This window comes from Pseudomonas sp. P1.8 (assembly GCF_001269805.1).
GTDB lineage: Bacteria > Pseudomonadota > Gammaproteobacteria > Pseudomonadales > Pseudomonadaceae > Aquipseudomonas.
The window spans coordinates 1-19,129 of record NZ_LHVM01000005.1; the positions used below are offsets into that span (position 1 = coordinate 1).

16 protein-coding genes are annotated in these 19,129 nt (G+C 51.0%); 5 read left to right on the forward strand and 11 right to left on the reverse strand.

Annotated elements, in window-relative coordinates; genetic code table 11:
- Positions 1-116: 116 nt before the first annotated feature.
- The 5 genes from AD668_RS02345 to AD668_RS02365 all read left to right on the forward strand — a co-directional run bounded on the left by AD668_RS02345 (position 117) and on the right by AD668_RS02365 (position 5,267).
- Positions 117-1,517 carry a GntP family permease gene (locus AD668_RS02345; protein ID WP_053154103.1) on the forward strand — a complete coding sequence of 467 codons (1,401 nt, stop codon included), beginning with the start codon at positions 117-119 and terminating at the stop codon, positions 1,515-1,517.
- Between the two features lie 158 nt (positions 1,518-1,675).
- Positions 1,676-2,125 carry a cupin domain-containing protein gene (locus tag AD668_RS28460; RefSeq protein ID WP_082344403.1) on the forward strand — a complete coding sequence of 150 codons (450 nt, stop codon included), beginning with the start codon at positions 1,676-1,678 and terminating at the stop codon, positions 2,123-2,125.
- A 95-nt stretch (positions 2,126-2,220) separates the two neighbouring features.
- The gene (locus tag AD668_RS02355) at positions 2,221-2,523 is read left to right on the forward strand and encodes a DUF1330 domain-containing protein (protein WP_053154109.1); all 303 of its coding nucleotides are present in this window, start codon (positions 2,221-2,223) and stop codon (positions 2,521-2,523) included.
- 229 nt (positions 2,524-2,752) lie between these two features.
- Positions 2,753-4,015, forward strand: coding sequence for an OprD family porin (locus tag AD668_RS02360; protein ID WP_053154112.1), 1,263 nt, complete (start codon positions 2,753-2,755; stop codon positions 4,013-4,015).
- Positions 4,016-4,292: 277 nt separating this feature from the next.
- Positions 4,293-5,267, forward strand: coding sequence for a quinone oxidoreductase (locus tag AD668_RS02365; protein WP_053154115.1), 975 nt, complete (start codon positions 4,293-4,295; stop codon positions 5,265-5,267).
- A gap of 188 nt (positions 5,268-5,455) precedes the next feature.
- Here the strand turns inward: AD668_RS02365 and AD668_RS02370 are convergent, their stop codons facing one another.
- The 11 genes from AD668_RS02370 to AD668_RS02420 form a co-directional block, all read right to left on the reverse strand.
- Positions 5,456-5,947 (reverse strand): MaoC/PaaZ C-terminal domain-containing protein, encoded by a 492-nt coding sequence (locus AD668_RS02370; protein ID WP_053154118.1) that lies wholly within the window; start codon positions 5,945-5,947, stop codon positions 5,456-5,458.
- A 258-nt stretch (positions 5,948-6,205) separates the two neighbouring features.
- Complete coding sequence (locus AD668_RS02375) at positions 6,206-7,396, reverse strand: acetyl-CoA C-acyltransferase (RefSeq protein WP_053154123.1); 1,191 nt, start codon at positions 7,394-7,396, stop codon at positions 6,206-6,208.
- Positions 7,397-7,456: 60 nt separating this feature from the next.
- Positions 7,457-8,224, reverse strand: a complete 768-nt coding sequence (locus AD668_RS02380; RefSeq protein ID WP_053154126.1) for a 3-hydroxyacyl-CoA dehydrogenase — start codon at positions 8,222-8,224, stop codon at positions 7,457-7,459.
- Between the two features lie 315 nt (positions 8,225-8,539).
- The gene (locus AD668_RS02385) at positions 8,540-9,802 is read right to left on the reverse strand and encodes an OprD family porin (RefSeq protein WP_252857206.1); all 1,263 of its coding nucleotides are present in this window, start codon (positions 9,800-9,802) and stop codon (positions 8,540-8,542) included.
- Between the two features lie 157 nt (positions 9,803-9,959).
- Positions 9,960-11,306: an MFS transporter gene (locus AD668_RS02390; protein ID WP_053154132.1), complete on the reverse strand. Its 1,347-nt coding sequence runs from the start codon at positions 11,304-11,306 to the stop codon at positions 9,960-9,962.
- A 298-nt stretch (positions 11,307-11,604) separates the two neighbouring features.
- A complete protein-coding gene (locus tag AD668_RS02395) occupies positions 11,605-13,236 on the reverse strand; it encodes an AMP-binding protein (RefSeq protein WP_053154135.1) in 1,632 nt (543 codons plus the stop codon).
- A 451-nt stretch (positions 13,237-13,687) separates the two neighbouring features.
- Positions 13,688-14,473, reverse strand: a complete 786-nt coding sequence (locus tag AD668_RS02400) for a crotonase/enoyl-CoA hydratase family protein (RefSeq protein ID WP_053154138.1) — start codon at positions 14,471-14,473, stop codon at positions 13,688-13,690.
- Positions 14,474-14,502: 29 nt separating this feature from the next.
- Complete coding sequence (locus tag AD668_RS02405) at positions 14,503-15,369, reverse strand: ThuA domain-containing protein (RefSeq protein WP_172681780.1); 867 nt, start codon at positions 15,367-15,369, stop codon at positions 14,503-14,505.
- A gap of 20 nt (positions 15,370-15,389) precedes the next feature.
- Entirely contained in the window at positions 15,390-17,075 is a 1,686-nt protein-coding gene (locus tag AD668_RS02410; RefSeq protein WP_053154143.1) for a GMC oxidoreductase, read from the reverse strand.
- Between the two features lie 54 nt (positions 17,076-17,129).
- Positions 17,130-17,735, reverse strand: a complete 606-nt coding sequence (locus AD668_RS02415; protein ID WP_156322297.1) for a gluconate 2-dehydrogenase subunit 3 family protein — start codon at positions 17,733-17,735, stop codon at positions 17,130-17,132.
- Between the two features lie 48 nt (positions 17,736-17,783).
- Positions 17,784-19,127, reverse strand: a complete 1,344-nt coding sequence (locus tag AD668_RS02420) for a DUF1329 domain-containing protein (RefSeq protein ID WP_053154149.1) — start codon at positions 19,125-19,127, stop codon at positions 17,784-17,786.
- Positions 19,128-19,129 lie beyond the last annotated feature (2 nt).

Consider the following 19,129-nt stretch of genomic DNA (forward strand, 5'->3'; position numbering starts at 1 on the left):
AAGACGGGAAAGTTGAATTAACTAGCTATACTCCTTGGGCTCTTAATGGGCCTAAGGTCGCCTAAATCAACAAATTTTTTAAATAATAATAAATCTAATTAGGTGTGAGATATACCATGTCTGTGCTGATTGCTTTAGCAGCGTTAGGTTTCCTCATGTTCATGGCCTACCGGGGGCACAGTGTCATACTGGTAGCTCCATTGGCGGCCCTCGGTGCTGTTTTTTTTGTCGATCCATCATCCGTCGCGCCTATCTTCTCAGGTGTATTTCTTGAAAAGATGGCGACATTTCTAAAGCTGTATCTGCCGGTGTTTTTGCTAGGCGCTGTATTTGGGAAGGTCGTTGAAATATCTGGATTTTCTGAAGCTATCGTAGCTGCAGCAATCCGCTATTTTGGTCGCTCTAAGGTTAACTTTATCGTAGTGGCCGCGTGTGCGCTGATGACTTACGGTGGCGTTTCCGTATTCGTTGTTGTCTTTGCTGTATATCCGTTTGCGGCGGAGCTTTATCGTCAAAACAATATTCCCAAGCGTCTGATGCCTGGTGCACTAGCCTTGGGTTCGTTTTCTTTTACTATGGATGCCCTTCCCGGTACACCACAAATCCAGAATATAATCCCAACTACTTTTTTTAATACAACTTCTTGGGCTGCTCCGATACTAGGTGTTTCGGGTTCCATATTTGTATTAATTGTAGGTTTGATCTATTTGGAGTATCGACGCAAATCTGCTATGTCCGCGGGTGAAGGTTATGGCGAGGCTCATACTAATGAACCTGAACGTGTCCAGTCCGCTAATCTACCTAATCCCATTCTTGCGTTGGCTTCTTTGCTAGTAGTGGGGGTTGTTAACTACTGTCTCACCGTATATATTCCGACTTGGTACAGTGCTCTATACTCAATTAGTCCCGAATTTTTTCCAGGGCTGCCGGCGCTTATTACTGGAAAAACCTCTAGCACAGCCGCTATTTGGGCAGTACAGGGCGCGCTACTTTGTGGCATCTTATTTGTGGTCGCTGTTGCATTTAGGCAGATCCGCGAGCGCTTTGTAGCGGGTGCCAAACAAGCTGTTTCCGGCGCTTCTATGGCAGCGCTCAATACAGCGTCTGAATATGGCTTCGGTAGCGTCATAGCAATCCTGCCAGGGTTCCTCGTGGTTAGTAGTGCTCTCCAATACCTCCCCGATCCCTTAATAAAGGCTGCTGTTTCGGTAAGTACGCTAGCAGGGATCACAGGATCTGCGTCAGGAGGGCTGAGCATTGCCCTCGCCGCAATGGGCGATCAACTTATTGCAGCGGCTAACGCTGCAAATATTCCGCTTGAAGTTATGCATCGCGTCGTATCGATGGCAAGCGGTGGCATGGATACGCTACCTCACAATGGTGCGGTGATCACATTGCTTGCCGTCACTGGACTCACCCATAGACAGTCATACAAGGAGATATTTGGGATAACCATCATCAAGACCATTGCAGTGTTCTTTGTGATTGCGATGTTCTATACCACCGGGCTTATTTGAATAGTGTAATAGTGCCAGTAGTGCCCTTTTTTGGTCATATCTCAGTAGTATGTTTTTAAAAAGCATGTTGGCTAAAGTTTTTGTAGCGTATTTCGTAGTCGATCGAACCATAAATATGGTTCACATGATTATCGCCTAGTAAAGTAAGGAGAGAATAGATGCAAGCTGAATCGAAAGTCTCACTGGAACTCCCCGAATCTGTTGCCGAGTTGGCAAAAAAATTAACATATGTCACTCCGCAAAACGCCCCTTTTGTTCCTGGTCGTCGTGCTTTTTTCAAATATCGCGATCTTGGCTTAACCGATGCAACCGCCGGTGTAGCTAGGGCGCAGGTCACCTGCGCAACTGATGTAATGGAGCAGACTGGATGGCATTATCATATCTGCGATGTTCATTTTATATACGCACTTCGGGGGTGGATTGAACTTCAGTTTGAAGACGGGCGCACTATCCGTGTTGAAACTGGCGAATCGCTATTTATCCCGCCAGGACTTAAACACAATGAAACGGCTATCTCATCAGATCTTGAGCTGTTTGAAATGTCAGTGCCTGCAAAAATGGGAACAGTCGCCTGCGAGCGGCCAAGTCACTTGCCAGCAGGTTTTTAGTCAGCCACCAAGCAATTTAGATATGTGTGAGGCGGAACCTCAATTGTTCCACCTCATCTGAACTTTCAGATTAACTTTTTATAAAAGTGGTGAAAATGAGTAAGAAGGGCTACCTTTTTGCGGAGCTTACAGTTACCGATCCAAATGCCTTTTACGAGGAATATATGAGCAGGGTGAAGCCGGTAATAAAGAAATTCGAAGCAAAATTTTTAGTTGCAACCGATTCGCCTGAAGTGATTGAGGGTGAGCGAGTCGTGCCGCGCGTGATTTTTCTTGAGTTTTCGTCCGTCGAGAAAGCTCGCGAATTTTATTACTCCCCAGAGTATGAAGATATTATCGATTTCAGATTCAGATCCTCATCAGCTCATCTGTATATCCTTGATGGGGTCGCCGGGTAGTGTCCTCTACTTGCTCCTGCGATTTTGGATTCCAGACTGCGTTCAGATTGCTATGGATTTCTTTAGAACTGTTGCTTTGGGGTTGGTCAGAAGTCGTCGGTGATTAACCGACTGGAAGGAATGTTTATACCCCGCTCTACTTGGTGAAGTGAAAAGCACTGCAATGTCAATAGATGAACCGCAGTTGTGTGGTTCATCCCTCGCACAAAATAAAAACAAGGTGCCAGTGATGTTTAATTTTTCTCAAAGACTCGCGTGTGTCTGCTCGTCTCTGTTAGTTGCCCCTTTCGCTTCCGCAAATTTTGTCGATGATTTCAAGGGCACCCTTGAACTCAGGAATTTTTATTACAATCGAGATTTTAGAAATGAAGGCGCAGCTCAGTCCAAGCGTGATGAATGGGCGCAGGGTTTTATCTTAAATCTTCAGTCGGGTTTTACCGATGGGGCGGTGGGCTTCGGTGTTGATGCCCTCGGGTTACTCGGCGTGAAGCTGGATTCGAGTTCGGATAGAACGGGATCTGGCTTGCTTGCTTTTGATTCCGATCGCAATGTTGAGGATGAGTACGGTAAGTTTGTTGCCACGGCAAAAGCGCGTTTAGGGAAATCGGAAATGAGGATAGGTGGTGTCAATCCTCTTATGCCCTTGCTCTGGAGCAACAATAGCAGGCTCTTGCCACAAGTTTTTCGTGGCGGCCTACTAACTGTCAATGACATCGACAGACTCACGGTCACAGCGATACGCATCAATGCTGTCAAACAAAGGAATTCAACTGATTTTGAATCTCTTACGGCTACTGGGTATGCTCCTGTTGAAGCGGACAATTATAATTACTTGGCCTTCGACTTTAAACCAGCAAGTAATGTAGCGCTAAGTTTGCACGCGGCGGAACTTGAAGATCTTTACCGTACCTATTTCGCTGGTATAAAAACTACTCAGCCACTCCTTAAAGGGAATGTAATAGCCGATGTGCGTTTTTTTTATTCGGGGGAGAATGGGTCAAATAAGCTTGGCCGCGTTGATAATCAAACGTTAAGTAGTTATTTCGCTTACAACCTACAAGGGCATACCTTCGGTGGCGGTTATCAGAAGGCGTGGGGCGATACGCCATTCGCTTTCGTTAATGGCGCTGATTCTTACCTCTTCGGCGAGTCGTTGGTAAGCACGTTTACTGCACCAAATGAGAAAGTTTGGTTTGCTCGTTATGACTATGACTTCGCGGCGTTGGGTTTGCCTGGCCTATTACTCACAACCAAATATGTCAAAGGGGATGACGTAAATCCAGAGTCCCTCACGACTCGGCAAGCTGCTGCTCTGCGCCTGGTCGGAGATCAGGGAAAAGAATGGGAGAGGGTAACCGATATTTCATACGCCATCCAAAGTGGGCCTGCGAAAGGCCTTGCATTACAATGGCGTAACTCGACGAATCGCTCAACTTATGCAGATAGCGCCAACGAAAATCGCTTGATCATGCGCTATACCTTCAATTTTTGAGTAATCGCACGCCGAGCGTTAGCAGATGATCCTGCTGGTCGCTGTACTCCGGCGATCTCCGGGGGGCACTTCCAGATCTGCTCGACTTGTAAGGTCATGCCTTCCTAGCTATCCATTTTAGCTGGATACCTCGCTCTACGCGTTGCCTCACGATTCAATGATTTCTTTGATGCGACATGTGCGTTAATGCTCTGCAGTCAATCCATCTTGTTCATATGGGATGGTGCTAATAACAGTCTATTCATTTGTTCTAATAGCTTTTAAAAAGGAAGTAATGATGGTGTCTGCAATCCGGGTTAACCAATTTGGCAATCCTGAACTACTGATGCTGGAGGTACAGCACCAACAATCTCCAAGTAAAGACGAGGTCTGGCTTGAACAAGAGGCTATTGGTGTCAATTTTCTTGATGTGCTTCAACGTAAGGGCGCAGTGGCCATTGCGTTGCCATCGGGAATTGGGCTCGAAGGAGCTGGCCGCGTCGCTGCAGTGGGTGTTGGGGTAACTAATGTGAAAGTCGGTGATCGCGTCGCTTATGCCACCGGGCCAATTGGTTCGTATGCTTCGCATAGGCTTTACCCGGCAGCGCGGCTAGTCAAAATCCCGGATGCACTGTCGTTCGACGACGCCGCTGCCGTTATGTTCAAAGGTATTACTGCGCAGTACTTATTGAAAACCACATTTCCCGTTGGGGATGGCACAACCCTTCTCCTCTACGGCGTAGCGGGAGGGCTGGGGGAAATCATGGTGCCGTGGGCAAAGCACTTGGGTGCGACCGTGATCGGGGTGGTTTCGAAGCAGGCCAGTGTCGAAAAAGCCAAGGCGTCAGGCTGCGATGAGGTCTTGGTGTTCGATGCCGATAGCCTGGCGTCGGACGTCGTGCGTATCACCGATGGCAAAAAGGTCGATGTAGTTTATGACCCCTTAGGGCGCATTTCCTTCCAAGCGTCTCTCGACTGCCTGCGACCACGCGGTTTGATGGTGTCGTTCGGCGCGTCGTCGGGTGCCCCTTCGCCCGTGGAGCTATCGATGCTCAACGCCAAGGGCTCCCTGTTCCTGACGCGTCCTTCGTTAGCAGCTCATACGACGACTGACGCTGAGTATCAGGAGCGTGCCCAGGACGTCCTGGCTGCTGTAGATGCGGGCATCATCAAGCCTCGGATCTGGGCGAGCTACTCGCTAGCAGATTCCGCATTAGCTCATGCTGACCTTGAATCCGGGCGTTCATCAGGTGCGATCATTCTAAAACCATGAATCCTCAAATTCTGAGTATTCAGCATAGTGATCTGTCGGCGCTGATTGAAAACTGACCTACCAGCCTTTACTGCAGAGATGTCACTGACCCAGTCTTATTCCTCGCGAACTATTGCCTATGCTGGATTTCTACCTACTTGGGTAGGGGCAGACTTGCGGCGGCACGTGGGTCAATTCGGCGTCAGCGTCTACAGATCAACGTCTCCAGGTAAAGACCCACCCTGACCGCCCCTGCGCAGAATCAATACCGTCACCTCATAAACAAGGACGGTTTTTCCCGCCATCGTAGCGACGTCGACTTTAAACACAACCCACCCTCGCGCATGGTTTCCTGCGTGTATGAGTGATCGAACGACTTGAGCTGAGAGCTTGAGAGTGTCTCCAGGTACTACTGGAGCAACCATCCTGAATCCATCGATCTTCCCACCCGCAACGACGTTTGTTTGAAGCAGTAAGGCATCACACATCAACCGTTGTGAAAAACCGAAGGTTTGTACCCCGCTGGCGCAGTGCACCCCAAGCGGACTCGAACGGGCAAGGTCAGGATCAATATGTATATCGAGAGGGTCGTACTCGGCAGCAAAGGCGATAATTTGTTCTGTTGCGATAGGAGCAGATTGCATGGCTGTCCAAATTCTACCTAGGGTGAAGTCTTCCCAAAACAGCTCTTTCTCTGCCACGGTATCTCCTCGATTTTGTAGCGTTAAACTCGCGACACCGCCGCTCAAAATTTAGCTGTGCGCTTCTCCACAAATGCTCGAATCCCTTCTGCCTGGTCAGGCATTGTGTTGATCGCATTCTGCTTCTGGGCGGTGAAGCGTGATCAAGCCAACCCCGTCCGCTCAACTGTTAGGATCTGGTATTTCGCAAGCAGATTCTTCGTGCAAAAAAATCTGCGAGGCACGGCAGGAGGCTTATTACCGTCAGACAACGCTGCTCTATGAGAGAAGCTCGATAGCAATCGCGGTGGCCTCGCCGCCGCCAATGCACACAGAAGCGATGCCACGCTTAAGCCTGTTCTGCCTCAAGGCATTTACTAACGTAACAACCACGCGCGCACCTGACGCTCCAATCGGGTGCCCCAAGGCGCACGCCCCACCGTGGACGTTTAATTGCTCATGTCCGACGTTCAAGTCTTGGATAACAACCATGGGAACCACGGCAAAGGCCTCATTGATCTCAAAGAGATCAACATCCTTTATTGACCAGTTGGTTCGCTCGAGCAAGCGTTTAATCGCACCGACCGGAGCGGTGGCAAAGAGGCCGGGAGCGTGCGCGTAGGATGCGTGACCCGCTATCCGGGCTAACGGTGTAAGGCCTCTACGCTCGGCTTCAGACAAGCGCATCAGCACGAGGGCAGCCGAGCCATCCGAAATAGAACTGGAGTTCGCCGCAGTCACCGTCCCGCCTTCGCGAAATGCAGGTTTCAACGTAGGAATTTTGTCGATCCGGGCCTTACTCGGCTGTTCATCGCTTTCGATCGAAACCGTCTCACGGCCAGATGAAGCCAGCACAGGGATAATCTCGTCCTGGAAACGCCCTTCGGTGATTGCCTTCTGAGCACGCGTCAACGAGCTGATCGAAAACTCATCCTGCTGGCTTCGAGTGAATCCATAACTCTGAGCACAGTCTTCGGCGTATGTGCCCATGAGCCGGCCTTTCTCATAGGCATCTTCCAACCCATCGAGAAACATATGATCAATGATTTTACTGTGGCCCATGCGATAGCCTGAGCGAGCTCGCTCCAACAGGTAGGGAGCGTTTGACATGCTTTCCATACCTCCGGCAACCACCACCTCCGCGCTCCCGGCATGGAGAAGGTCGTGGCCGAACATCAGCGCTTTCATGCCAGAGCCGCACATCTTGTTGACTGTTGAACACACCACTTGCTCCGGTAGATTCGCCAACAAGGCAGCTTGGCGAGCCGGAGCCTGGCCTTGCCCAGCTTGTAGCACGCATCCCATGATGACCTCATCAATGTCACTGGGCTGCAGGCTGGCTCGTTCCACGGCGGCACGAATTGCAACCGCACCCAGTTGCGCAGCGGTGACTTCCTTGAAATTCCCAAGAAAGCCTCCTAACGGAGTTCGGGCAGCACTGACAATGACGATAGGGTCGGTATGGCTCATAACTGAATCCTCTGTTTCCGGTTGGGGGGCTTGTGCCCGATCACAGACCTTTAGCTGGATCTATTTCGCGGCCATTCTCAAAGCACCATCCAAACGAATCACCTCACCATTGAGCATGGCGTTTTCGATGATGTGCGCTGCCAACGCCGCGTACTCGGAAGGCCGTCCCAGCCGTGGAGGGAACGGCACATTCGCTGCCAATGATGCCTGCACGTCCTGAGGCATACCCGCCATCATCGGGGTCTCAAATATTCCGGGTGCAATGCACATAACACGGATACCTGAACGAGCCAGGTCGCGTGCCAATGGCAATGTCATGGCAGCAACACCACCTTTCGACGCGGCGTATGCGGCTTGGCCCGTCTGACCGTCAAAAGCTGCGACAGAGGCCGTGTTTATGACTACACCGCGCTCACCTTCTTCATTTGGCTCTCCTCTCACCATCGCCTCAGCAGCAAGGCGAACCACGTTGAAGCTACCGATCAAATTGATCTCGATAGTTCGGCGAAAACTCTCAAGCCCATGGGCGCCATTACGGCCTAAAACCCGTTCGGCCGGTGCAACACCCGCGCAGTTGATTACTCCATGCAACGCGCCAAAGACACTGACTGCAGAGGCAATTGCTGCGCGGCATTCAATTTCACTTGTGATGTCGGCTCGCACGAAAATCGCACGTTTTCCCAGCTCATCAGCCAGGGCTGCACCAACGGCTTCGTTCACATCGACCAGCACCACGTTTGCACCCCGGCCCGCCAGCTCTCGCGCCGAAGCCAGCCCGAGTCCAGAACCTGCGCCAGTAATTAGGAAGACTGAGTTTTCGATGCGCATGATGTTTCCTCATGAAATTGGTTTTGCCGAATAAGCGGACAATTGGCATACAAAAGGCCCGCAGACCAAATTGTTGGCGGCCGCCGGTTTTAACTTAAGTTGTAATCAACGCTGTAAATTCTAAAAAAGTACATCCGCGAGGCTACACACGCTGTCCGGTACAGGGCGCGCCGGGGCCGAGCTATGGCTTGGCTATGTTCACTTTCGACATTGGAATGCCTATTTATTCTCTAGCTGGATCTCACGTAAAAAATGCCAGGCCTCTCTTTCGATCAGCTCTGGCAAAAGTGGAGCAAGCATTAGTGGATGTAAGTTTTAGAAGTTAAATGTATAACGCACGATAAACCGATTTTCATTAGCACTGTCGGCGTAGGTGGAGCGGTTTGTTGAATTGCGCCACTGTACCGAGAGACCTTTGATCGGGCCGCTCTGAAGAACATAGGTGAGGTCGGTCATGCGTTCCCATTCCTTTCCGTCTTCGCCCTCTAAGCGCAGACCTGCTGCTTGGCGAGTTGTAAGCAAGGTAGGATCGACATCCTCACCTTTCGCATATTTTACTCCCAGTGTTAGCCCTGGAATGCCTAAAGCGACGAAGTTGTAGTCGTAGCGTGCAAACCAAACTTGTTCTTGCGGAGCGGTAAACGTACTGACCAATGACTCAGCGAAGAGGTAGCTATCTGCACCATTGACCATGGCAAAGGAAGTGCTTCCCCATGCTTTTTGATAACCCCCGCCGATCGTATGACCACCCAGGTTATAAGCAAAGTAGCTGCTGAGAGTGCGGTTATCGACTTCACCTATTCCCTTGTCACCGGTTTCTTTTGCATCGAAATAGCGAATATCGGTAATAAGCGCGCCCGTCGACAATGGCTGATTAAGTTTCAAGCCGAAGTAGTTCGTGCGATAAAGGTCTTCCAAATCCGCAATATGATAGCTCACTGCGAGGGTTGGTAGCACCTTGTAGTCAAGTGCGAGGTAGTTGAAGTGATCGGCTTCAACCGCCCGGTAACCGAACGCGGTAAGAGATTGAAAATCAGTGGAGTTGCGTTGCTTCACCGCATTGATGCTATAGGCCGAAATCGTCAAGGGATCAAGGTCGCTGGATACCAGTGATCCCCCCCTGAACACCTGTGGCAGGAGGCGACTGTTATTGCTCCACAGCAATGGCATGAGGGGGCTGATGCCGCCTACCCGCAGTTCGCTTTTTCCCATACGAGCTTTGGCTGTAAGCATGATCTTGCTATATTCATCTTCTACATTGCGTTCGGAGTCGTACGCGAGAATTCCGGAGCCGGTGCGATCTGGGCTGGAATCCAGCTTGATACCCAGCAGGCCTTGCGCGTCAACACCGAAGCCAACTGTCCCTTCAGTGAAGCCAGACTGTAAGTTGAGAATGAAACCTTGTCCCCATTCATCTCGCTTCGATTGGCTGGCGCCATCGTTACGAAAGTCACGATTATAATAAAAGTTACGTAGCTCCAAACTTCCTTTTGCATCCTTCAAAAAATCGGCCGAGGCGAATGGAGTTGGGAGTGAAACAGCTAAAGCTATTGTTAGTTTTGTTGCTTTTTTCAGCATGACAAACACCATTTGTTTTTGTTATATGCGCGGTAGCTTGCCGCTTGTGGAGGGCGGAGACCATGTCGCCTTCGCCCAAGCCCCGGCTCGCCAGGGCCGAGGCGAGGCGGAAGCAGCAATCGCTCTTCAAGTAAAATCGAGTGGAGTCAGCCAAGCTTCACTCAGCTGAGAACGCCAAAGATTTCTTTGCTCGAGTGGAATCAGCACAAGACTGGTTGATCAATGTCACCGCCACTGCACCTATCAATCCGGCCAAGCCAATGGCAATGAAGTTGTGCTCAAGTGGCAGGTTCATTGACACCAGCCAGCCGATCAGCACTGGTGCAACGATCGCCCCGATGCGTCCGACACCTGATGCAAATCCGACACCCGCCGAGCGTATCGTGGAGGGGTAGAAGTCACCTGCATAGGCATAGGCCAGCAACTGCGTACCCAGTGTGGATGCCCCAACAACGAAGACGACTGCGTACAACAGAGAGACATCGCGTGTATAGCCCATGAGGGTCAGAGCAATGGCTCCGACAATGTAGAAGCTGACCAGAACGTATTTGATGTTGAGCTTATCGGCCAGCCAGCCACCACCTAGACCTCCAGCGATCGCACCGAGGTTGAATACGATAACGAAATTGAGTGCTGAGCCCAGGCTGAAGCCAGCCATCGCCATGAGTTTGGTTAACCAGGAGTTGAGCGCGTAAACCATGAACAGACCGGTCATGAACGCTGTCCAAATCATCACCGTGCTGAAGCCACGGCCATCCTTGAATAGATTGCGTACTGGAGCGTCCAGCTCAGCCAGAATCGCTAGGTTGCCGGTCATCTCAGTTTGGCTGGTGATATTCAATGTTGGCTCAATACGCAGCGCAACCTTGCGCAGCTCATCCTGACGACCTTCCTTCAGCATGTAACCGATGGAATCAGGCATGGTTTTCAGGATGAAGGGGATCAGCAGCACCGGTAGTGCGGCTACGTAGAACACCCACTGCCAACCATGGCTCTCAATTAACTGCTTGGACGTAATGGCAACCAAAATGCCGCCTACCGAGTAGCCAGCAAAGACCAGAGTGACCAGGCGAGTACGGAGTTTCAAAGGGGCGAACTCACTCATTTGAGCAGTACACACAGGCAATACGCCGCCAATACCCAAGCCGGCGATGAAGCGCATGATGCTGAAACTGACAGGGTCGTTGGTGAAGCCCGCACCGGCTGTGAAAAGGCTGAACAGTGCGACGCACATAGCAACCATTTTCGGACGGCCAATACGGTCGGCAAGTGTTCCAAGGAAGATCGCTCCAAGCATCGTGCCGAATAGGGCGGAACCCGCCATAATTCCTGCGCTAGTGGGGGCAATCTGCATATCTTGCATAATAGCGGGAAGGGCCGCACCGACGATGGCAAGGTCGTAACCATCGATCACAAGAATTAGCATGCACCAAAAAAGTATGAGTCGGTGAAAACGGTTGAACTTTGAATCGCTGGCGAGCGCGTACACGTTAACTTTCTGCATATTATGTATCCTTCAGTATTGTTGTATTTATGAAGTGCACATCGATTTGGGCGTGTGATATTAGGCCACTTCGTGAGAAGAGCCTCCGAGCTGGCAGTCTGCTGTAAGAAAAGTTTGCATTCTTTTCACAGCGCAGCTTGGAATTAGTAAGCTGCTGTCTGTATGCGTAGTGTATTAAGATGCCCTGTTCCATAAGCATCTAAAGAATTTTTCAAGATCGTCAAGTACATAAATGATGAATCATCAAGTCTGTCAGGTAGTGAGCTTAGAACTTTCGCGTATTTCTGACTCTTAATCATCAAGCTTGCTGCTTAGCAATCTCCTGGTTACGCAGGATGAAACGTTGTAGCTTGCCGCTAGGTGTTTTCGGCAATTCATTGACGAACTCGATTTCCCGGGGGTAGGCATGAGCCGCGAGGCGCTGGCGGACATGTAGCCGCAATGTTTCGGCTAGTTCTGGGCTTGGTAGATATTGCTTGTTTAGCACCACGAAGGCCTTAATCAACTCTGTACGCTGCGGGTCGGGTTTTCCGATTACGGCTGACTCAATTACGGCAGGATGCTCCACCAGCGCGCTTTCAACATCAAACGGCCCTACCCGATAGCCGGAAGTAGTGATCACGTCATCATTACGGCCTACGAAGCTAATGCTGCCATCGTCGTTGAGTTCTGCTGTATCGCCGCTCAAGTAGTAACGCCCCACGAAGGCCTTGGTTGGGATGCCGAAGTAACCACTGAACCAATACTGCGGCGAGCGCTCGCGATCGACTGCCAACGTACCAGGCTGGCCGGGCGGTAACTCCTGATGCTGGTCATCAAGCACTACAATTCGGTGGCCAGGAATGGCGTAGCCAGCAGAGCCTTCACGCACAGTGTGGCTTAGGCCGTGGTGGTTGCTAAGCACCATGCCTAGCTCGGTCTGCCCATAGTGGTCGTGGATGACTACACCTAAGTTCTCGGCAAACCAGCGGATGACTTGGGGATTGAGAGGTTCTCCGGCGCTACTAACCGCGCGTAATCGACCTCGGATGCTATCGGCGAATTCCATGCCCGTGGAGATAAGTAACCTGAAGGCCGTCGGGGAGCCGGCGAGGTTAGTGATTCCATATTTGTTGATTACCCAACAGGTGCTATCGACCGAAAACGGGCCATCGTAAAAAAGTGTCGAGTGACCCAAAGCCAGGGGCGCGGTGACCGCATAATAAAGGCCATATGCCCAGCCTGGATCGGCGAGGTTCCAAAAGCGATCGTCCTCTCGCAGCTCTACTGCATCGCGTATGTAACCTTTGAAAGCCAAAATGGCCCGCAATGGTACTTCCAGTGGCTTGGCTGGCCCGGTGGTACCGGAAGTGCACATGAGTAGGAACGGGGCTTCGCCGTCCTGAAGCAACGGCTCGCAGTCGTTGCTCTGGCGCTGCAGGGTACTCCAAAAATCATAATCGCCGATGCATTGTGGATCAGCGCCAACAGTGATCACGGTCGGGCAGCCGATGACGTCGTCTAGTTTGGATCGGTTGCGGGTGTCTGTGACAACCCATCGTGCGCTAGAACACTCCAGTCGTTGCTCGATCGCCTTCGGCCCGAACGCGGTGAACAGCGGTTGGTAGACTGCCCCAACCCTCCAAGTTCCAAGGATAGTTATCAAGAGCTCGACAGTTCGCGGCAAAAGCCCTGCGACGCGGTCTCCAGGTCGCACACCCTGCTCATGGAGGAAATTGCCGAATCGAGCGGCCTGATCCTGTAGCTCGCGAAATGTGTACTGCGAGGCGGTACCATCCTGAGCTTCGCAGTATAAGGCTACATCTTGGCCGGCAGTATGTCGGTCACAGCACTCCACGCAGGCGTTAAGGCCGTCCAGACTACCGTGCAGTTCTTGCGCGGCGGTTTGCAGGTAATTGAACTGGCTTGCGGCGGTGTGGTAGTCGTACATCCCGAAATCCTGTAATTGTTATTAGTGTTGTTGAGCTCTGATAATAGCTCCGGCTGCTGCGGGTAACTATGTTCTGAACACTCAATCTTTCTGACTGGTTTGGCCAAAAGGTTAAATGCGGAAATGCCTGACACAGCCGTGTAGCTTAATTATGCTTATGCTCATTCGCTTCACTCGGATGGTGTTGCACACCATCGCCGTAACTCTGGCATTGAGATATGCTTGAAGATTGTTAGGTGGCTAGCTAAGCAGTCGTTTGCACTGCCTGATGCTGAAGATATTTTTGGCGAGAATAACAGCCACCAGTACTGTGACACCGACCAGGGGTGCGGTTCAGACAGTTATAATTACATTGTCTTTCATAGAGGGATTTGCATGTGCTGAGTGTATCAAGCCCGTATCAAAAAACTGACTATCTTAATCATGATGGTGTAGGCGGTTGGCTGTGTTTTTAGTTTCCGGTGAAACTCGCACTCCTACGCTCCAAGAATGAATTAACTCCCTCTTTGAAATCATCGCTCCCCAAGATCGGCAGTAGATCCGGTATCAACCGATTTATCGCTATTTGCTCACCATGACTGATGGACAACCGTGCACTTCCGAGAGTCGCCGCGACGCCCAGCGGAGCCTGCTGAGCGATGCGTTCTGCAATTTTCATCGCCTCTTCGAATTGCTGGCCAGCAGGGCATACAGCCTGCACCAAACCCATACGATAGGCTTCATTTGCATCAAATTCGTCGCCGGTCAATAGGTAGCGCATCGTGTTACCCCAGCCGATGTTCTGAACGAATCGAACCGTCGCACCTCCCACGGCATAAAGACCTCTCTGCACTTCGATCTGGCCGAAACGACAATTGTCAGCTGCGACCCTAATATCAGCAGCTAGCATTAACTCCAACGCAAGTGTGTAGCAGATTCCATGCGCCGCCACGACAATGGGCTTGCTTACCCGGTGTGCCTGATTTAGGCCAAAAGGATCGCAGGCCCCTGCTGGAAGCTCAGGAAAGCACCCCTTATCGAACTGACCGACCCACTGCTCCAGTTCCAAACCAGCGGTGAAGTTTTTCCCTTCGCCATATAGCACGCCGCAGCGTAGTGTTGGGTCTGCATCCAAGACACCGTATGCCACGGCCAGCTCGATATAAAGCTCGATGTCCATCGCGTTCGATTTTTCAGGGCGATTTAACCCGATGCACAGCACCCGCCCCCGCCTTTCAATTTTGATTTTATCGACCATCAAAAACCCAACCCGTTGTCAGAATTTCGTTAATTTGAAACTGAAGCTTTGCAAGGAGAACCATTTTTGCCGCTTGCCCAAATGATCGCTTGCTCCACCAACTGTGAGTAATTCACATCTCGATATGTTTCAGCGTAATGCCCCAACGCAGAATAAAATGCTCGCCCGTTTCCGAGGCAGTGCTTCCATATCATCGGATGATCGATACCCATACTGATATCTTTGCCAGCCATCTTTGGCGAATAGCTTGTTTCGTCGATGCTTAGCAGCACTTCAACGCCTGGACGAGGGCTTTTATCGAATGAATACCACTCATCATCCATAACCCATCTGGATGGCAGGTGGGCAACTATCGGATCGTCGGGAGATTCGATAACTAAAGTGCCTGGTTGTTTCTGCGGAAACAGCGGATGCCCTTTAAACTGAGCCTTAATGAGATCATTCACATACCAACCCCAAGCGTACTGGGGGTCTCCACCTGAGGCATGCAATGCCACAAACCCTCCACCATTGCTCAGGTAGGTTTTTAAGGCTTGGCGTTGCGGCTCAGTCAGCACATCTCCAGATACGTTATTCCAGATCACTGTCTGAAATTTTCTTAGGTCGTCTGGGTTGTGCACAGCCGCATTATCAGTGTGGTAGAGAGACCAGCCATTTTTCTTCGCCAACAGGCTGAGCATATCATTGGCTGCAGGTATCGCGTCTTTGTGAATGAAACCATTAGTCTTGTCGAACACTAATATTGCTGGTGTATTGATATTCACATCGGTAGGACGATCTTGATCATATTGCGGCTCGCGAAACATTCCTTGCGAACGCAGGAAGAAATACACAAAGGCGCCAACGCAGATCACGATCAGAAACAGAAGGAGCGATAAGCGACGTACAATTTTCATGCATACACCGAGGTTCATAGTTAGATCCGACCTGCCTGATATTCGACCACGGCGTGATCCACGGCTCTGACGGTGAGCGCCATCAAAGTGAGCGAAGGATTCACGCATGAGGCAGAGGTCATGCAGGAGCCGTCCGTTACGAACAGGTTTGGCACCTCGTGACTCTGGTTCCATCGATTGAGGAACGAGTCCTCGCGGTTGTGCCCCATACGTGCCGTCCCCATCTCATGGACACTCGCGCCAGGAGGTGTACCGGAAAAGTCTTGAATCATCACCGCTCCGGCAGTTGCCAGCATCTGGTGCGCCTCGGAAACAATATCCTTGATCATGGCCTTCTCGTTGTCCCTATAGACGTAGTCAAAGCACGCCAATGGAATGCCATACGAGTCTTTTTGTGTTGGATGCAGAAACATGTGATTTTCACGGTTTGGAAGAACTTCACCAAACCCGGCCACATACATGAGCCACGGGCCAGGGCCTTTCATGGCCTCCTTGAACTTCGCTCCGACTCCAGGAATCATCGAGAACTTAGAGTTCCAGCCCAAACGTTGAGCTGCCGCCTGGTAGCCATAGCCACGTAGAAAGGGTTGATCGCTGTTCTGTAAATTCTTGAAACGCGGGATGTATATCTGGTTTGGCCTATAACCGTAGGGATACTTATCTAGGTAACCAGGCATCACTCCGAGAGCGCCATTGCCATAGGTATGATCCATCAGATAGCGTCCCAATACACCACTGGTGTTACCGAGGCCGTTGGGGAACGACTCACTTTTGGAATTGAGCAGGATTTGCGTACTGCCGACGGTTGAGCCGCAGAGAAATATCATCTTAGATGTAAAACTTAGCTTCTGACGGGTATTTGCGTCTATTACTCGTACAGCCGAAGCACGATTGGTTAGAGGGTCGTAATCAATACTCTCTACAACACTATCGCAGCGTATTGTCAGATTGCCTGTAGCCTTGGCGGCAGGCAATGTCGAGACAATACTATTGAAGTATGCTTTGAAGGTGCAGCCACGCTCGCATTTATAGCAGTATGTGCAGGAGCCCCTGTTGTTTTGCGGTTCGGTCTGGATAGCCATACGCCCCATCGTCACACACCGCGAATTCCCATACGTCTCCCTAATTCTAGTGGCGAACACTTTCTCAACATGGTTCATTTCCATCGGCGGTTGGAACTCCCCATCCGGGAGCTGCGGCAAACCTTCTTTCTGTCCGCTCACGCCGATGAATTTTTCTACATAGCTGTACCAGTCCTTAATATCGCTATAGCGAATGGGCCAATCGCAGCCATGCCCATCCGTTTTATTCGCTTCAAAATCCAAATCGCTATATCGATAGACGTGTCTTCCCCATACCAACGATTTTCCACCTAGCACACCGCCACGAGTCCAAACAAAGGGTTTTTCTGGATTGAACGCGTAGGGGTTGGCTTTGTCGTTATTGAAGAAGTGGCGAGTAGTCTCGTCGAAAGCATAAATTTTACTTTGGACGGGGTACTCAGAGTCGTAAAGATCACGCAGGGGCTTGCCGCCAAAAGGTACCTTCCATGGCGGTTGAAACATTCCCTTGTAATCGACGTCATGCTTGATCTCTCTGCCGCGCTCCAGCACAAGAACTTTGAGACCTTTTTCACAGAGTTCCTTTGCAGCCCAGCCGCCAGTGATCCCTGAACCAATGACAATTGCATCAAAATTAGTCTGCATAAATCACCATTAAAAAGCTGCCGAGCACAGCGCCTCACGCACCGTGGCTGGGAGTTACCAGATGTACTGGCGTCCGCCATTCGCTTGCAAAGTTGCCTCACCGTCGTATCTGCCAGGCACAGGCAGATATTGCATTTCCGTGTTGGAGGCTGCTTCGGAGGTGTAGTAGCCAACCACTACTAACTCCTTAAGCTTGGTGAAGAAAGGAGCCTCCTGGTCAATGGCTCCCTTGCCCATCAAAGTGGCGGGGGTAACAGGTTGTGGATGCGCCTTTGTATATGCTTGTGCCACAGTTTCGGCGTCATGCAGGCAGGCAAGCTGTTGTGCTGAACTCGAATTCAGGAAGCTTGTTCCAAATTTGTTCAAACAATACTCATCGAGCTCAGTGAGCCCATCAAGGAAGATCGTTCTTTCTCGATGGGTATACCAGTCGGAAACCACACTCTCGATGAAGTTAGGAACATTGGCATCTACTGCCCCAGGTGTATCGGTACGGGGAATAACGATGTCCGATAGCACCGAGCAAAGCTGGGCTTGGTGCGAGTTGAGTGGAAAAGTAAGCGGTTGCTTATCGCTCCCCGCCAATGCATTCACCAACCCGCTGGCGGTTATCCCACCCAACAGAGCACATGTGTTTGCCAGAAAATGTCGACGAAGCATTGTTTCATCCCCTTGGAACTGTTTGAAATTGAGTAGCACCGGATTGCGTTAACGCACTCCGGCCTGCCTCAGTCGTGCGGGGGTAAAATCCTGCAGATCGGGCTTCGCGTCGAAGTTGACTGGCGTTTCTTCCTGAGCAAGGGCGTTGATCGTATAGCGTCCAGAGATGAGGTCGTATTGGGCTTCGCCTGCAGTCCACACGATTTGATGGTCGTAGTAGTTGATGATGTAGGTCTCGGCGAGACGCCACAATTCACCTCGGCTATCACGGCTTTCAGCCACCAGTATCTGATAGGAGTCTTCATCGAAGTAGAAGTCGCGCTGGGAGTAAACGTGGCGCATTCCTGGCTTCAACTTGGCTCGCACATGCCACACTCGGTGCAGCTCATAACGAGTGAGATCCGGATTAACATGGGCGGTCTGAATGATGTCTTTGTATGTATTGGTGCGAGATGCAAAACGGTAGTTGTTGTACGGGACATACATCTCTTTCTTGTCCAGAATCTCCCAAGTGAAGCGATCCGGGGCACCATTGAACATGTCTACGTCGTCCACCGTCATCAAGCCCCCTGCGGTAGGAGTGTCATAGCCGACAGTGGGGGATCGCCGAACGCGACGTTGACCCGGTGTGTACACCCAGGACTGACGCGGAGCGACCGTCTGGTTGACGGTGTCTTGGATCAGTCGTACTACACCGGCATCGCGCGGTGGGGCCAACGTCTCCTGAAGGTAGTAGAAGAGCATATTCCCTTCAGTTGAGCCGTCGTTACGAAAGTCGCGGTTGTAGAGGTAGATATCCCGGTTTTTGTTTAGGGTATAGCTACCCCCAGCCTGGATATTGGCCCCTGCATTGGTTCGCTGTACTGCATTTCCACGGTAGCGCAGCAGATGGTTCCATAGCACTTCTAAGCCAGACTTCGGTACCGGAAACGGCGTGGCCACCTTCACTTCCGATACACCATTGCCATCCTCTGTCAGCTTAGTGTGCTCGGCATTCACCTTAACCGCGTCGTATACGAATTGCGGGAAGGACGCAGATCTGTGAGTTGGATAGACGTTCATCTTCCAGGTATCGGGGTGTCGGCGCAGCATCGCCAACTGTCCCTCACTGATTTTGTCTTTGTAGCTCTCCGCGTTGGCAGCGGTGATAGTCAGCAGCGGCTTCTCTGCTTCATATGGGTTCTTGTAGCCCTTTACCGAATCAAAGGCATCCTTGGTCATTGTTAGGCCGCCAGTCCAGGCGGGAATCGTACCATTGGCATTGCCGGCTTTTAGTGCACCAACAGGAGTGAGATCCTTGCCCAGGCGTTCTACATCAGAGGCCGCGAGCACATGGCTACAGGACACCAACACGAGTGCAGCAACAATTTGAGTCTTATAGAATGCATTCATCA

Coding starts and splice junctions, on each gene's coding strand:
- AD668_RS02345 (WP_053154103.1), top strand. CDS start 117: ATGTCTGTGCTGATTGCTTTAGCAGCGTTAGGTTTCCTCATGTTCATG.
- AD668_RS28460 (WP_082344403.1), top strand. CDS start 1,676: ATGCAAGCTGAATCGAAAGTCTCACTGGAACTCCCCGAATCTGTTGCC.
- AD668_RS02355 (WP_053154109.1), top strand. CDS start 2,221: ATGAGTAAGAAGGGCTACCTTTTTGCGGAGCTTACAGTTACCGATCCA.
- AD668_RS02360 (WP_053154112.1), top strand. CDS start 2,753: ATGTTTAATTTTTCTCAAAGACTCGCGTGTGTCTGCTCGTCTCTGTTA.
- AD668_RS02365 (WP_053154115.1), top strand. CDS start 4,293: ATGGTGTCTGCAATCCGGGTTAACCAATTTGGCAATCCTGAACTACTG.
- AD668_RS02375 (WP_053154123.1), bottom strand. CDS start 7,396: ATGAGCCATACCGACCCTATCGTCATTGTCAGTGCTGCCCGAACTCCG.
- AD668_RS02380 (WP_053154126.1), bottom strand. CDS start 8,224: ATGCGCATCGAAAACTCAGTCTTCCTAATTACTGGCGCAGGTTCTGGA.
- AD668_RS02385 (WP_252857206.1), bottom strand. CDS start 9,802: ATGCTGAAAAAAGCAACAAAACTAACAATAGCTTTAGCTGTTTCACTC.
- AD668_RS02390 (WP_053154132.1), bottom strand. CDS start 11,306: ATGCAGAAAGTTAACGTGTACGCGCTCGCCAGCGATTCAAAGTTCAAC.
- AD668_RS02395 (WP_053154135.1), bottom strand. CDS start 13,236: ATGTACGACTACCACACCGCCGCAAGCCAGTTCAATTACCTGCAAACC.
- AD668_RS02400 (WP_053154138.1), bottom strand. CDS start 14,473: ATGGTCGATAAAATCAAAATTGAAAGGCGGGGGCGGGTGCTGTGCATC.
- AD668_RS02405 (WP_172681780.1), bottom strand. CDS start 15,369: ATGAAAATTGTACGTCGCTTATCGCTCCTTCTGTTTCTGATCGTGATC.
- AD668_RS02410 (WP_053154143.1), bottom strand. CDS start 17,075: ATGCAGACTAATTTTGATGCAATTGTCATTGGTTCAGGGATCACTGGC.
- AD668_RS02415 (WP_156322297.1), bottom strand. CDS start 17,735: ATGCTTCGTCGACATTTTCTGGCAAACACATGTGCTCTGTTGGGTGGG.
- AD668_RS02420 (WP_053154149.1), bottom strand. CDS start 19,127: ATGAATGCATTCTATAAGACTCAAATTGTTGCTGCACTCGTGTTGGTG.